Annotated in this window: 11 protein-coding genes; 6 read left to right on the forward strand and 5 right to left on the reverse strand. The window is 63.7% G+C overall.

The features are described from left to right. Positions 1-182: 182 nt before the first annotated feature. Together C3F36_RS01705 and C3F36_RS01710 are read right to left on the reverse strand one after the other, a co-directional pair. On the reverse strand, positions 183-836 hold the full coding sequence (locus tag C3F36_RS01705; RefSeq protein ID WP_104454327.1) for an HAD family hydrolase: 654 nt from the start codon (positions 834-836) through the stop codon (positions 183-185). After that, positions 833-1,477, reverse strand: coding sequence for a TIGR01621 family pseudouridine synthase (locus tag C3F36_RS01710; RefSeq protein ID WP_104454328.1), 645 nt, complete (start codon positions 1,475-1,477; stop codon positions 833-835). The genes C3F36_RS01705 and C3F36_RS01710 overlap by 4 nt, the downstream gene beginning before the upstream one ends. Positions 1,478-1,565: 88 nt before the next feature. Between C3F36_RS01710 and C3F36_RS01715 the strand changes: the two genes are divergently transcribed. Next, on the forward strand, positions 1,566-3,158 hold the full coding sequence (locus C3F36_RS01715; protein WP_104454329.1) for a GGDEF domain-containing protein: 1,593 nt from the start codon (positions 1,566-1,568) through the stop codon (positions 3,156-3,158). 103 nt (positions 3,159-3,261) lie between these two features. Here C3F36_RS01715 and C3F36_RS01720 read toward each other — a convergent pair whose 3' ends face one another. Continuing rightward, on the reverse strand, positions 3,262-4,815 hold the full coding sequence (locus tag C3F36_RS01720) for a methyl-accepting chemotaxis protein (RefSeq protein ID WP_104454330.1): 1,554 nt from the start codon (positions 4,813-4,815) through the stop codon (positions 3,262-3,264). Positions 4,816-5,198: 383 nt separating this feature from the next. Between C3F36_RS01720 and prpB the strand changes: the two genes are divergently transcribed. The 5 genes from prpB to prpF all read left to right on the forward strand — a co-directional run bounded on the left by prpB (position 5,199) and on the right by prpF (position 11,442). After that, positions 5,199-6,098, forward strand: a complete 900-nt coding sequence (prpB, locus tag C3F36_RS01725; protein WP_104454331.1) for a methylisocitrate lyase — start codon at positions 5,199-5,201, stop codon at positions 6,096-6,098. A 64-nt stretch (positions 6,099-6,162) separates the two neighbouring features. Further along, positions 6,163-7,320 carry a bifunctional 2-methylcitrate synthase/citrate synthase gene (gene prpC / locus C3F36_RS01730; RefSeq protein WP_104454332.1) on the forward strand — a complete coding sequence of 386 codons (1,158 nt, stop codon included), beginning with the start codon at positions 6,163-6,165 and terminating at the stop codon, positions 7,318-7,320. Next, positions 7,320-7,472, forward strand: coding sequence for a hypothetical protein (locus tag C3F36_RS23185; protein WP_158656061.1), 153 nt, complete (start codon positions 7,320-7,322; stop codon positions 7,470-7,472). The genes prpC and C3F36_RS23185 overlap by 1 nt, the downstream gene beginning before the upstream one ends. Further along, on the forward strand, positions 7,472-10,090 hold the full coding sequence (acnD, locus tag C3F36_RS01735) for a Fe/S-dependent 2-methylisocitrate dehydratase AcnD (RefSeq protein WP_199769645.1): 2,619 nt from the start codon (positions 7,472-7,474) through the stop codon (positions 10,088-10,090). Before C3F36_RS23185 ends, acnD begins: the two co-directional genes overlap by 1 nt. 152 nt (positions 10,091-10,242) lie before the next feature. Then, positions 10,243-11,442 carry a 2-methylaconitate cis-trans isomerase PrpF gene (gene prpF, locus C3F36_RS01740; protein WP_104454333.1) on the forward strand — a complete coding sequence of 400 codons (1,200 nt, stop codon included), beginning with the start codon at positions 10,243-10,245 and terminating at the stop codon, positions 11,440-11,442. Between the two features lie 104 nt (positions 11,443-11,546). Here prpF and C3F36_RS23190 read toward each other — a convergent pair whose 3' ends face one another. Together C3F36_RS23190 and C3F36_RS01745 are read right to left on the reverse strand one after the other, a co-directional pair. Next, positions 11,547-11,780 carry a DUF6719 family protein gene (locus tag C3F36_RS23190; protein WP_102983837.1) on the reverse strand — a complete coding sequence of 78 codons (234 nt, stop codon included), beginning with the start codon at positions 11,778-11,780 and terminating at the stop codon, positions 11,547-11,549. Positions 11,781-11,943: 163 nt separating this feature from the next. Beyond that, positions 11,944-12,990, reverse strand: coding sequence for an alpha/beta hydrolase (locus tag C3F36_RS01745; protein ID WP_104454334.1), 1,047 nt, complete (start codon positions 12,988-12,990; stop codon positions 11,944-11,946). Between the last annotated feature and the right edge of the window lie 15 nt (positions 12,991-13,005).

Here is a 13,005-nt window from a genome sequence, read left to right on the forward strand (position 1 = left end):
GGCAGCCCGCACGGCATTGTTAACAACTTGTTTCATTAGAGTGGCGAGCGCAGGGAATGAGAAGGGGCGGCGTTCAGATAGTTTGGCGGGGATCCGCGCCAAAAAATGTAAATGAAATGTGACATAACAGCCCCAACCTTGCACTGCGCTCGTTAGCGTCCCGCAAGGCTGTCAGCTTTGCCTTACAGCGACCAATAACGGGGTTCGATATGGGGCAGCACCGCCCTCGCCTTTAGCAATCGAGTCCTTTGCGGGTTGATGAGCCAGGCCTGCTCCCCCAACGCCAGCAGGGGCAGATCGTGCAGGCTGTCACTCAGGGTGAGTGCGGCCTCCAGGGTCAGGAGCTCGGGCAGCAGCTTGTGCCTGCCATGGCAATAGAAGCGCGGCACCAGGCCGCCGAAACGGTAACCCATCCGCGAGCCGATGATGCGGTGAGGGAGCCTTGGCAGTTGACGATGGAGCTGGGCACGGACCAGGGCGCGGGGACTGGCGGAGATGACCCAGCAGTGGTGCCCCTCCCCCGTCAGGAGGGCTCGCGCCTCCCGATACAGACCGGGCCGGGTCAGGCTGTACTGCCGTACCAGGGCGCGCCAGGCCAGGGGGGATAGCCCGAGGGTGATGGCCCACCAGATGAGTGCAATGCCGCGACTGCGCTGACCTGGCAGCAGATAGATCACGGCACCGAACGCCATCAGTGGCCACAGCAGCAGCGGCCAGATACGGCGGCGCAAGATGAAACGCAGCAACCCCGCATGGCTGTCATCCGGCGCCAGGGTGTCATCGAAGTCGGCCAGGATCCAGCCACGGACTGGGACTCTCGCGGTTGCAGCGCTCATTCGGTGATCTCTGCGATGGCGGCATGCAACTCGGGCAGGAGGAACAGCGCCCCCTCATCGGGCGGACAAACGAGATCGAAGCTCTCACCTGCCAGGATGAAGGAGAGGCGCCAGGCGTGCAGATAACCGCGATCCGCCGCCGTGCCGCCGTAACGCTCATCTCCGAGGATGGGGGCTCCCACGCTCTTCAAGGCCACCCGGATCTGGTGGGTCTTGCCGGTCCGGGGCTTGATGCGATAAAGGCGCAGCCCCTCGCGCACCGAAACGGAGTCGAACCAGCTGATGGCCGGATTATCCTGGGTGCGGCTCAGCATCCAGCTGCCGCCTCGCCCTTTCTCCATGTCACCCTTCACCCAGCCCTGCTTCTTCTTCGGCTTGCGATCGGAGAGTGCCAGATACTGCTTGCTCACTTCCCGCGCCGCGAAAGCCATGCTGAGGGCGCGATTCGCTTCGGCGGTGCGGGCCAGCAGCACCAGCCCAGAGGTCATCTTGTCCAGTCGATGGACCGGATAGAGGTCAAGACCGGTATCCATTCTGACCCGATTGACGAGACCCGGCTCGCCGGCATCATCGTGCATGCCAATGCCCGGACGCTTGTTGATCACCATGAAATCTTTGTGCTGCAATTGTATCCGGTACATGTATAACCCTTTAGAATGTTATTTGTTAACAACTTGAATGCAGGCCTGCAGGCCATCTTCATGGACCCTCAGCACAAGAATCGCACGAATGAAAAAATGCCTGTTTTGGCTGTTGTTGCTTGGCATCACTTGCTTCTCGCCCCTCCAGGCCAGTGAACGGACACGTGATCTGCCGGAGAAGGTGGTATTGCAGTTGCGCTGGCTGCATCAGCCCCAGTTTGTGGGCTATCACATGGCCAAGGCCAAGGGGTATTACGCCGACGTCGGTCTGGATGTCGAGATAAGGCCAGGTGGCAAGGGAATAAGTCCGGTTCAGGAGGTGCTGGCCGGACGCGCCGACTTTGGCGTCGGCAACACCGAGGTGCTGACCCACTACGCCCAGGGCAAGCCACTGTTGGCGCTGGCCAGCGTCTACCAGCACTCTCCCTCCATCTTCCTGGCACGCCGCGACAGCGGCATTCTCACCGTTGCGGACATGCGTGGCAAACGGATCATGATGTTTCCGGGTCATCAGGATGCCGAACTGCTGGCCACCCTCTACTATCAGGGGCTTCACGAGCGCCAGCTCATCCCGGTACCCACTTCGGTCAACATCGACGATCTGATCGCCGGCCGGATAGACATCTTCAACGCCTATCTGAGCAATGAGCCCTTCTATCTGGAAGAGCGCGGCATCTCGGTGTCCGTCATCAACCCTCGCAACTACGGCATCGATTTCTACAGCGACATTCTCTTCACCACCCAGGCACAGGAGCGGCTCAATCCGGAGCGGGTGGCACGTTTTCGTGCAGCCAGCCTCCAGGGATGGCGCTATGCCCTCACCCACCCCGAGGAAGCCATCGCCCTGCTGCGCACGGAGTATGGCGTCAACCGCAGCCAGGCCCACATGGAATACGAGTTGCAGATGAGCAAGGAGATGATCCAGCCGCTCTATGTGGAGATCGGGTATATGAATCCGGATCGCTTCGCTCACATCATGCGGCAGCTGGTGGAGATAGGCCTCCTTGCCAAACCGGTCTCCCTGACCCGTTTCCTCTATCAGGTCCCCTCAGAACAGTGGATCTTCTGGCGTCCATGGTTCCTGCTGAGCCTGGGTGTTGGTGGTCTCATCCTGCTGCTCTCCCTCTATCTTCTGATGAGCAACAAGCGGCTCAACCAGGAAGTGGCCCTGCGCAAGCAGCGAGAGCAGGAGATACTGCAACTGGCTCGCCTCGATCCCCTTACCGGGCTGCCCAATCGACTGAGCCTGATGGAGCAGTTGAAACACCAGGTGCAAAGCGACAATCCTGGCTGCCTGCTGTTTTGCGATCTCAATGACTTCAAGCGCATCAACGACAACTTCGGCCACAGCCAGGGGGATGCCATCCTCTGCCAACTGGCCCGACGGATCCACGACGCCATCGGCCACCAGTGCTATTTTGCCCGCTTGGCAGGGGACGAGTTCATCCTGCTGCTGCCGGGCTACGATATCCGTCAGGCAGAGGAGGTCACCGCCGTGATCCGCCAGGCCATGCAGACCCCCTTCGTGGTCAATGACCAGCCGATGCAGGTGGGCATCAGCATCGGCGTCAGCCACTACCAGCATGACTGGAGCCCGGAGCAGTGGCTCATCCAGGCCGACAGGGCCATGTATTGTGACAAGGGTGGCCGCGTCATCACGCTGGCGGAGCAGTCCGGCTGACTGGTTCATCTCCCGGCACACAGAGCCGATACCCCCATGAAACCAATAAACAGGAAGGCCACCCCAGGGGTGGCCTTCCTGCATTGCATGAGTCTGACCGCTCTTACCCGAAGGTCTGCCCCAGGGATTTGAGCTGGCGAGCCTTGGTGAGCAGGATGTCGCTCGAAGCGTCCATGTCCTGCATCTTGTTGCTGTTGGTGTGGGAGTGCTGGGAGATGGCGTTGACGTTGCGGCTGATGTCCTCCACCACCGCCTGCTGCTCCTCTGCCGCCGTCGAGATCTGGGCCGAGAGGTCCACCACCCGTTCTATTTCCGCCAGCACCTGATGCAGGCTCTCTGATCCTTGGCGGGTCAGGGTCACGCAGGATTGGGTCTGTTGCAGGTTCTGCTGCATCATGCCCTTCCAGCCGTTCAGGGTACGCTGGATCTGGCCTATGCTGCTCTGGATCTGCTCGGTCGCCTTGTGGGTGCGCGTGGAGAGGGTTCGCACCTCGTCCGCCACCACCGCAAAGCCTCGCCCCTGCTCCCCTGCCCGCGCCGCCTCGATGGCGGCGTTGAGCGCCAGCAGATTGGTCTGATCCGCAATGCCCTGGATCTCGCTCATCAGCACACCGATGCGGTCCGACTCCTCCGCCAGTGCCACGGCGGCCGTGAAGGCATGCTCTGCCTGGGTGGCCAGCTCCGTCACCCTGTGCTGGGTATCTTCCAACTGCTGATCGGTGTGTTGGCAGTGCGCCTTGGCCTGGGCTATCTGGTTGTCCGTCTCCAGGATATTGCGGGCAATCTCGTGGGCTGTCGCCGCCATCTCGGTGATGGCCGTCGCCACCTGCTGGGTCTGGACATCCTGTTCGGCGATGTCGGCGCTCGCCTCGCTGGAGGCTGTTTTCAGATGCACCGCGAGATCCTGCAGGGAGAGGGTCGCATCGTCCACTCGTCCAAGGACGGTGCGGATCCTGGCCTGCAACAGCTTGATGTGGAAGTCTGCAATGGCACTGGCATCCTCCCCCGAATAGATGAGCCGGGTCAGGCTGTCATATTCGTCCGCGAGCTGTCGCAGATAACGGGGGGTAGTGATGAGGGTGTCACGATAGATCAGGGCCAGCCACAAGAGAGGCAACAGGGTGAACAACGGCCCCCAGGGCCCCATCAGATAGGCCCCCCCCGCCAGCATCAGCAAGACACCGATGATGGCCAGCCCGTGGCGCATCGGGCGCAGGCTCAATCCGCCCTTTCGCTCCCCCCGCTCCACGCTCTTCAATCTGGCATAGGTGCGCCCGGCCACGGCTTTCATCTCCGGTGCGGCGCGACTGCGGACCGACTGGTAGCCATTGATCCGCCCCTGCTCGAAGATAGGGGTGACATAGGCATCCACCCAATAGTAACGCCCATCCTTGCAGCGGTTTTTCACCATGCCGCGCCAGGGTTTGCCCTGCTTGAGCTTGCCCCAGAGGTCAGCAAAGGCGGCCTTGGGCATGTCCGGGTGGCGAACCATGTTGTGGTGCTGGCCGATGAGCTCGGCCCGGCTGTACCCCGCTACCCGGCAGAAGTGATCATTGGCGTAGGTGATCACACCCTGCAGGTCCGTGGTGGAGACCAGCTGTTCATTGGCAGGAAAATCCACCTCTTCGTCGATGAGATGAACCTGGGTTTTCTTCATGGCGCACACCCCTTGTTTGATCACCCACTGAGCGTAGCCAAACGCCTACGGGCAAGCAACGCAGAGACCCAGTCGGGGAGGATGGCTGAGACACAATTTGCATCCTGTTTGACGCCGCGCAAGATATTGGCCCCCAAAGCCCCTATTTGGCCAAAAAATGCCCGGTATTTTCCCAGGTTCACCTCTCTCCCGCACGATGCATCACACCAAAAAATGGGTCCAACGAGTCTGTGATACTGGCGTTGCAGGGAACCCCGTCAGGGGAGAGCGCACTTGATGCGACCTTGGACCTAAGCATAATTGACGTTAACGTAAACGTAGTGTGAGATGATACCGTTCACCCTACACATACAGCAGACACGCACCCCATGAAAGGAGTCACCATGTCCCACCTCTCCCCCTCGGCCGGCAAGCGTTTTCGCACGGCCCTGGCCAACGAAAAGCCCCTGCAGATTGTCGGCACCATCAATGCCTACATGGCGCTGATGGCCGAGCGCAGCGGCTTCCAGGCCCTCTATCTCTCCGGCGCCGGGGTGGCGAACGCCTCCTATGGCCTGCCGGATCTCGGCATGACTTCCATGAATGACGTGCTCATTGATGCCGAACGCATTACGGCTGCCACCCAGGTGCCACTCCTGGTGGACATCGACACCGGCTGGGGGGGCGCCTTCAACATCGCCCGCACCATCCGCGCCTTCGAGCGTGGCGGTGTGGCCGCCGTCCACATGGAAGATCAGGTGGCCCAGAAGCGCTGCGGTCACAGGCCGAACAAGGCGGTGGTCACGGTCTCGGAGATGGTGGACAGGATCAAGGCCGCGGTGGATGCCCGCCAGGACGAACATTTCGTCATCATGGCCCGCACCGACGCCCTGGCGGTGGAAGGACTGGGCTCGGCCCTGGAGCGGGCCGCCGCCTATGTGGAGGCCGGTGCCGATATGATCTTCGCCGAGGCGGTCACCGAGCTGGACCAGTACGATCGCTTCAAGCAGGCGGCCGGGGTGCCCATCCTCGCCAACATGACCGAGTTCGGCAAGACCGAGCTGTTTGACAAGGAGGCGCTCGCCGCCCACGGCGTGGACATGGTGCTCTACCCCCTGAGCGCCGCCCGCGCCGCCAATCAGGCCGCCCTCAACGTCTATCAGACGCTTCGCCGCGACGGCCACCAGCGCGCCGTGGTCGACACCATGCAGACCCGGGAGTCCCTCTACGATTTTCTCGGTTACCACCACTACGAGCAGACCCTGGACAGGCTGTTCACCCAGGATCTGTCGACCAAGGAATAAGACGGCGACCGGCCGCCTTATGCTGGCGGCTGGCGCATCAACGGACTGAATGAGGAAACATGTGATGAGCGCCCTGCCCGAAACCACCGGCTTCAAGCCGAAGAAATCCGTCGCCCTCTCCGGCAGCGCCGCCGGCAACACCGCCCTGTGCACCGTCGGCCTCTCCGGCAACGACCTGCACTACCGTGGCTACGACATCCTGGACGTGGCCACCAGCTGCGAGTTTGAAGAGATAGCCCATCTGCTGGTGCACGGCCATCTGCCCAATGTGGCGGAGCTTGGCGCCTACAAGGCCAAACTCAAGGCCCTGCGCGGCCTGCCCACCGGAGTGAGGACCGCCCTGGAACAGTTGCCTCCCTCCGCCCACCCCATGGACGTGATGCGCACCGCCGTCTCCGTGCTGGGGTGCCTGTCACCGGAGAAGGACGATCACAACCACCCGGGCGCCCGGGACATCGCCGACAAGCTGATGGCCTGTCTCGGCTCCGTGTTGCTCTACTGGTACCACTTCAGCCACAACGGCAAACGCATCCATGTGGAGACCGACGACGACTCCATCGGCGGCCACTTCCTGCACCTGCTGCACGGGCACAAGCCACGCGACTCCTGGGTTCGCGCCATGCACACCTCTCTCATCCTCTACGCCGAGCACGAGTTCAACGCCTCCACCTTCACCGGCCGCGTCATCGCCGGTACCGGCTCGGACATGTTCTCCTGCATCACGGGGGCCATCGGTGCCCTGCGCGGGCCCAAGCACGGAGGCGCCAACGAGGTGGCCTTCGAGATCCAGAAGCGCTACGAGAACCCGGACGAGGCGGAGGCCGACATTCGCGCTCGGGTCGAGAAAAAAGAAGTGGTCATCGGCTTCGGCCACCCGGTCTACACCGTCTCCGATCCCCGCAACAAGGTGATCAAGGAGGTGGCGCGCGAACTCAGCCAGGAGCAGCACAACACCAAGATGTTCGATATAGCCGAGCGGCTGGAATCCACCATGTGGGAGGTCAAGAAGATGTTCCCGAACCTCGACTGGTTCAGCGCCGTCAGCTACCACATGATGGGGGTGCCCACCGCCATGTTCACCCCGCTGTTCGTCATCGCCCGCACCTCAGGCTGGTCGGCCCACGTCATCGAGCAACGCATCGACGGCAAGATCATCCGCCCGAGCGCCAACTACGTCGGCCCGGAGGATCTCAGGTTCGTGCCGCTCAAGGAGCGCAAGTGATGATCAACACGCAATATCGCAAGCCCCTGCCCGGCACGGCGCTCGACTACTTCGACGCCAGGGAGGCGGTCGACGCCATCGCCCCGGGCGCCTGGGACAGGCTCTACTACACCGCCCGCGTGCACGCCGAGAAGAATCAGGAGCGCAAGTGATGATCAACACGCAATATCGCAAGCCCCTGCCCGGCACGGCGCTCGACTACTTCGATGCCAGGGAGGCGGTCAACGCCATCGCCCCCGGCGCCTGGGACAGGCTCTCCTACACCGCCCGCGTCCACGCCGAGAATCTGGTTCGCAAATGCGAGCCGGCCATCCTCGGCGAGTGCCTCGGCCAGATAGTGCACAACAAGCGCGATCGCGACTTCCCCTGGTTCCCGGCGCGGGTGGTGTGTCACGACATCCTGGGTCAGACCGCCCTGGTGGACCTCGCGGGCCTTCGCGACGCCATCGCCGAGCAGGGTGGCGATCCCGCCCAGGTGAACCCTGTGGTGCCGGTGCAGCTCATCGTCGACCATTCCCTCGCCGTGGAGTGCGGCGGCTTTGACCCCCAGGCGTTCGAGAAGAACCGCGCCATCGAGGATCGCCGCAACGAGGATCGCTTCCACTTCATCGACTGGACCAAGCAGGCGTTCAAGAACATCGAGGTGATCCCGCCTGGCAACGGCATCATGCACCAGATCAACCTGGAGAAGATGTCCCCCGTCATCCACGCAGATCGCGGTCTGGCCTACCCGGATACCTGCGTCGGCACCGACAGCCACACCCCCCACGTGGATGCCCTCGGCGTCATCGCGGTGGGGGTGGGTGGGCTGGAAGCCGAGAACGTGATGCTGGGGCGCGCCTCCTGGATGCGGCTGCCTTCGATCGTCGGCGTGGAGCTCTCCGGCAAGCCGCAGCCCGGCATCACCGCCACGGACCTGGTGCTGTCGCTCACCGAATTCCTGCGCCAGCAGAAGGTAGTCGGCGCCTACCTGGAGTTTCGTGGGGAGGGGGCCGCCGCCCTCACCCTCGGCGATCGGGCCACCATCTCCAACATGGCGCCGGAGTATGGCGCTACCGCGGCCATGTTCTTCATCGACCAGCAGACCCTCGACTACCTCAAGCTCACCGGCCGTGACGACGAGCAGGTCAGACTGGTGGAAACCTATGCCAGGGAGGCCGGTCTCTGGGCCGATGCCCTGGCGGGCGCCCAGTACGAGCGGGTGCTGCACTTTGACTTGTCGAGCGTGGTGCGCACCCTGGCTGGCCCCTCCAACCCCCATCGCCGCCTGCCGGTATCGGCATTGGCCGAGCGCGGAATCGCGGTGGACCTGGACAAGGCTCGTGCCCAGGAGGCTGACGGCCTCTTGCCCGATGGCGCCGTCATCATCGCCGCCATCACCAGTTGTACCAACACCAGCAACCCGCGCAACGTGATTGCCGCAGGCCTGTTGGCCCGCAACGCCAACCGGCTCGGCCTGATGCGCAAGCCCTGGGTCAAATCCTCCCTCGCCCCCGGCTCCAAGACGGTCGCGCTTTACCTGAAAGAGGCGGGGCTGATGGATGAGCTGGCACAGCTCGGCTTCGGCGTCGTGGCGTTTGCCTGCACCACCTGCAACGGCATGTCCGGCGCGCTGGATCCCGCCATCCAGCAGGAGATCATCGAGCGGGATCTCTACGCCACGGCGGTGCTGTCCGGCAACCGCAACTTCGATGGCCGCATCCACCCCTATGCCAAGCAGGCGTTCCTCGCCTCCCCGCCCCTGGTGGTGGCCTACGCCATCGCAGGCACCATCCGCTTCGACATCGAGAAAGATGTGCTGGGGGTAGTTAACGGCAAGGAAGTGCGCCTCAAAGACATCTGGCCGAGCGACGAGGAGATCGACGCCGTGGTTCGCACGGCGGTCAAACCGTCCCAGTTCCGCCAGGTCTATATCCCCATGTTCACCATAGAGGAAGACCAGGGCCCGAAAGTGGCGCCCCTGTACGACTGGCGTCCGCAGAGCACCTATATCCGTCGCCCGCCTTACTGGGAGGGGGCACTGGCGGGCGAGCGCACCCTGCGTGGCATGCGGCCCCTGGCGCTGTTGCCGGACAACATCACCACAGACCACCTCTCCCCTTCCAACGCCATCCTGCCGGGCAGCGCGGCGGGGGAATACCTGGCGAAGATGGGCCTGCCGGAGGAGGACTTCAACTCCTACGCCACCCACCGCGGCGATCACCTGACCGCCCAGCGCGCCACCTTCGCCAACCCCCAGCTGGTCAACGAGATGGCGGTGGTGAACGGCGTGGTGCAGAAGGGGTCCCTCGCCCGCGTCGAGCCGGACGGCAAGGTGATGCGGATGTGGGAAGCCATCGAGACCTACATGGCGCGCAAGCAGCCCCTCATCATCGTGGCCGGTGCCGACTACGGTCAGGGCTCGTCCCGTGACTGGGCGGCCAAGGGGGTGCGCCTTGCCGGGGTGGAGGTGATCGCAGCGGAAGGCTTCGAGCGCATTCACCGCACCAACCTCATCGGTATGGGGGTGCTGCCGCTCGAGTTCAAACCGGGCACCACCCGCCTCACGCTGGGCCTCGATGGCACCGAGACCTATGACGTGGTGGGGGAGCGCCAGCCGCGCACCGATCTCACTCTGGTGATCCGCCGTCGCAGCGGCGAAGTGATCCAGGTGCCCATGACCTGCCGCCTCGACACCGCCGAGGAGGTCTCGGTCTATGAGGCGGGCGGCGTGCTGCAACGCTTCGCCCAGGACTTCCTGGCGTCAACCGCGCAAAAGGCCGCAAGCTAAATCGCAACCCCGCCCCTTTGAAAAAGGGGAAGGCATAAGGCACCCTCTCCCTTTGGGAGAGGGTTGGGGTGAGGGGACATCCCCCTCATCCGCCCTTCGGGCACCTTCTCCCAGAGGGAGCAGGATCTATGACTCTTTTCAGGACACTCTCTATGGCCCACATACCACAAGTCAGAATTCCGGCCACCTACCTTCGTGGCGGCACCAGCAAGGGGGTCTTCTTTCGCTTATCTGACCTGCCCGAGCGCTGCCAGCAGCCGGGCCCGGCACGGGATGCCTTCTTCCTGCGGGTCATCGGCAGCCCCGACCCCTATGGCGCCCACATGGACGGCATGGGGGGGGCCACCTCCTCCACAGCCAAGTGCGTGATCCTCTCCAAAAGCCAGCAACCCGATCACGATGTGGACTACCTCTACGGCCAGGTCGCCATCGACAAGGCATTCGTGGACTGGAGCGGCAACTGCGGCAACCTCTCCACCGGCGCCGGGGCCTTCGCCATCCACGCCGGCCTGGTGGACCCGTCCCGCATCCCGGAGCACGGCACCTGTGAGGTGCGGATCTGGCAGGCCAATATCGGCAAAACCATCCTCGCCCACGTGCCGGTGACAAACGGCCAGGTGCAGGAGACAGGCGATTTCGAGCTGGACGGGGTGACCTTCCCCGCCGCCGAGATCGTGCTGGAGTTTCTCGACCCGTCCGACGAGGGTGAAGACGGCGGCGCCCTCTTCCCCACCGGCAATCTGGTGGACGATCTGGAGGTACCCGCGTCTGTTGTAAAGAGCGGCGTACTGAAAGCCACCCTGATCAGCGCAGGCATCCCCACGGTGTTCGTCAACGCCGAGGACATTGGTTATGAGGGCACCGAGCTGCGCGAGGCGATCAACACAGACCCGCAAGCGCTCGCCCGTTTCGAGGCGATCCGGGTTGCCGGTGCCCTGCGCATGGGGCTCATCAAGCGCCCCGAAGAGGCGGCCACTCGCCAGCACACCCCGAAAATTGCCTTCGTCGCACCCGCCAAGGATTACCGCACCGCCAGCGGCAAGGAGATTATTGCCGGCGAGATCGATCTGCTGGTGCGGGCCCTCTCCATGGGCAAGCTGCACCACGCCATGATGGGCACCTGCGCCGTGGCCATCGGCACGGCGGCGGCCATTCCCGGCACCCTCGTCAATCTGGCCGCCGGGGGCGGCGAGCGCGAAGCGGTGCGCGTTGGTCACCCCTCCGGCACCCTGAGAGTCGGAGCCCAGGCAGAGCAGGTAGCGGGACAGTGGACGGTCACCAAGGCGGTGATGTCCCGCTCCGCCCGCATCCTGATGGAAGGCTGGGTGCGGGTCCCTGGAGATGCCTTCTAGCCCGCTGCGGCATCACACCGACCAGGCCAGCCAGACGAAAAGAGCCCCAAGGCGACTGCCTCAGGGCTCTTTCTTGGATGTTTCAGGCTGTCAAAATCACATCATCATTGCGGTCTTGCCACACACTCCACCTTTCTTGGCACATTGTGCTTCGCATCCCCGCCGATGAGCCGCTTGACCTGCCCTGGTGGGCAGCGACCGTCATCCACATAGGCGGTCTCCCCAAGGGGCAGCCTGCCTGGGGGCGGATCCTGACTCAGATAGGTGACGGGAATGGGCGCAGGCGCAAACCCACTGCACCCCGACATCAGGAGTGCGCCGCACCACAGAGCCAGCATGCCTCCCCTCTTTCCTGCAACCGCCATCGCTCACTCCCTGCCTCTGTCGGGGCACCGACCCGGCGCCCCTCGTTTCGGCAGTCTACCCAGGGATGGCGCCGGACCGACACCCGTCTCCGGCGCCGTTGTGACGATTCCAGACACAGGCAAAAATATCGGCTTTTCACGGCTTCGACCCGTAGTAGTGGGTCAGCAGGGCATCGGCCTCGTCCACGGAGATCGCCATCTGCGGCCAGCGCGCGGCCTTCTCCCTGATGTCCCGCAGGCTCCCCAGCTCCGGGCGCAGTGCGCTGCCGAGGTGGCGGTTCAGGGCATCAAAGCGGGCGATCACCCCCTGTCGGCTGAAGTGCCCGGGCGCCAGATCCATCCGGTAGCCCTGAAACAGCCACTGGAGTCCCTGATAGACGGCGGGGTGGTAGACGCTGTGATGATCCTCCTCCTCGAAGTAGCGGCTGGTGACGTGCAGGTTTGCGCCGGGTGCCCCCACTACCTGCCGCGCAAACTGCTGCAGGCGATCCCGGTGAAACGCCGAGCGCCCGAATCCCGGGGTGAAGGGGTTGTTGGCCACCGCCATGAACAGCGAGGAGGCGTGCTTGAGCGGCCCGGTCAACTCCGACGCGATGCGCTCGTAATTGCGGGGGTAATCGAACCAGAGGCTGGCGTCGATGGCGATCACACCCGGGAACTGGCCGCCGTCTTGCGCCTGTGCATCGAGCGCCAGCAGGCCGCCGAGGGAGTGGCCCACCAGCAGGGTCGGCGCCCGGGTCCGAAACCTCTCCTCGATGAGGGGGCGCAGCTCCTCACTCAGATAGCGCAGGAACCGGGGCCCGCCCCCCGTCACGGCATAGCCGGGCCCCGCCGGTGCCCCATTTGGCAAGGTCATGGTGTGGCTCGGGGTGTAATCCCGCATCCGGTCGGTGTTGTGGACCGCGACGATGATGAGGGGGGGGATAGCCGGCTTGAGCCCGGCCCGCAGGGCCCGGGTGATGCCGACAACCTCCAGCAGGCTCTTCTCCCCGTCGAGCAGATAGAGCACGGGGAACCGAGCCCCGGGCTCGCGTTCATATTCCTGGGGCAGGGAGACGCTGTATTGCCGCGTCTCCCCCAGCAGGGCCGAATGGTGGGTGAAGCGCTGGGCGTAGTGGAGCATGTCTGCCTGGGCAGAAGAGAGTGTGATCATGGTGAGCAGCAGGGTGATGAGTCTTGTCATGAGATGAACCAGGAT

Source organism: Aeromonas sp. ASNIH2 (assembly GCF_002934795.1).
In the GTDB taxonomy this organism is placed as follows: domain Bacteria; phylum Pseudomonadota; class Gammaproteobacteria; order Enterobacterales; family Aeromonadaceae; genus Aeromonas; species Aeromonas caviae.

Bases quoted from the DNA above. Each gene is read 5' to 3' on its own strand.
- prpF (WP_104454333.1), top strand. From the start codon at position 10,243: ATGGCCCACATACCACAAGTCAGAATTCCGGCCACCTACCTTCGTGGC.
- C3F36_RS23185 (WP_158656061.1), top strand. From the start codon at position 7,320: ATGATCAACACGCAATATCGCAAGCCCCTGCCCGGCACGGCGCTCGAC.
- C3F36_RS01745 (WP_104454334.1), bottom strand. From the start codon at position 12,990: ATGACAAGACTCATCACCCTGCTGCTCACCATGATCACACTCTCTTCT.
- prpB (WP_104454331.1), top strand. From the start codon at position 5,199: ATGTCCCACCTCTCCCCCTCGGCCGGCAAGCGTTTTCGCACGGCCCTG.
- acnD (WP_199769645.1), top strand. From the start codon at position 7,472: ATGATCAACACGCAATATCGCAAGCCCCTGCCCGGCACGGCGCTCGAC.
- prpC (WP_104454332.1), top strand. From the start codon at position 6,163: ATGAGCGCCCTGCCCGAAACCACCGGCTTCAAGCCGAAGAAATCCGTC.
- C3F36_RS01720 (WP_104454330.1), bottom strand. From the start codon at position 4,815: ATGAAGAAAACCCAGGTTCATCTCATCGACGAAGAGGTGGATTTTCCT.
- C3F36_RS01710 (WP_104454328.1), bottom strand. From the start codon at position 1,477: ATGTACCGGATACAATTGCAGCACAAAGATTTCATGGTGATCAACAAG.
- C3F36_RS01715 (WP_104454329.1), top strand. From the start codon at position 1,566: ATGAAAAAATGCCTGTTTTGGCTGTTGTTGCTTGGCATCACTTGCTTC.
- C3F36_RS01705 (WP_104454327.1), bottom strand. From the start codon at position 836: ATGAGCGCTGCAACCGCGAGAGTCCCAGTCCGTGGCTGGATCCTGGCC.
- C3F36_RS23190 (WP_102983837.1), bottom strand. From the start codon at position 11,780: ATGCTGGCTCTGTGGTGCGGCGCACTCCTGATGTCGGGGTGCAGTGGG.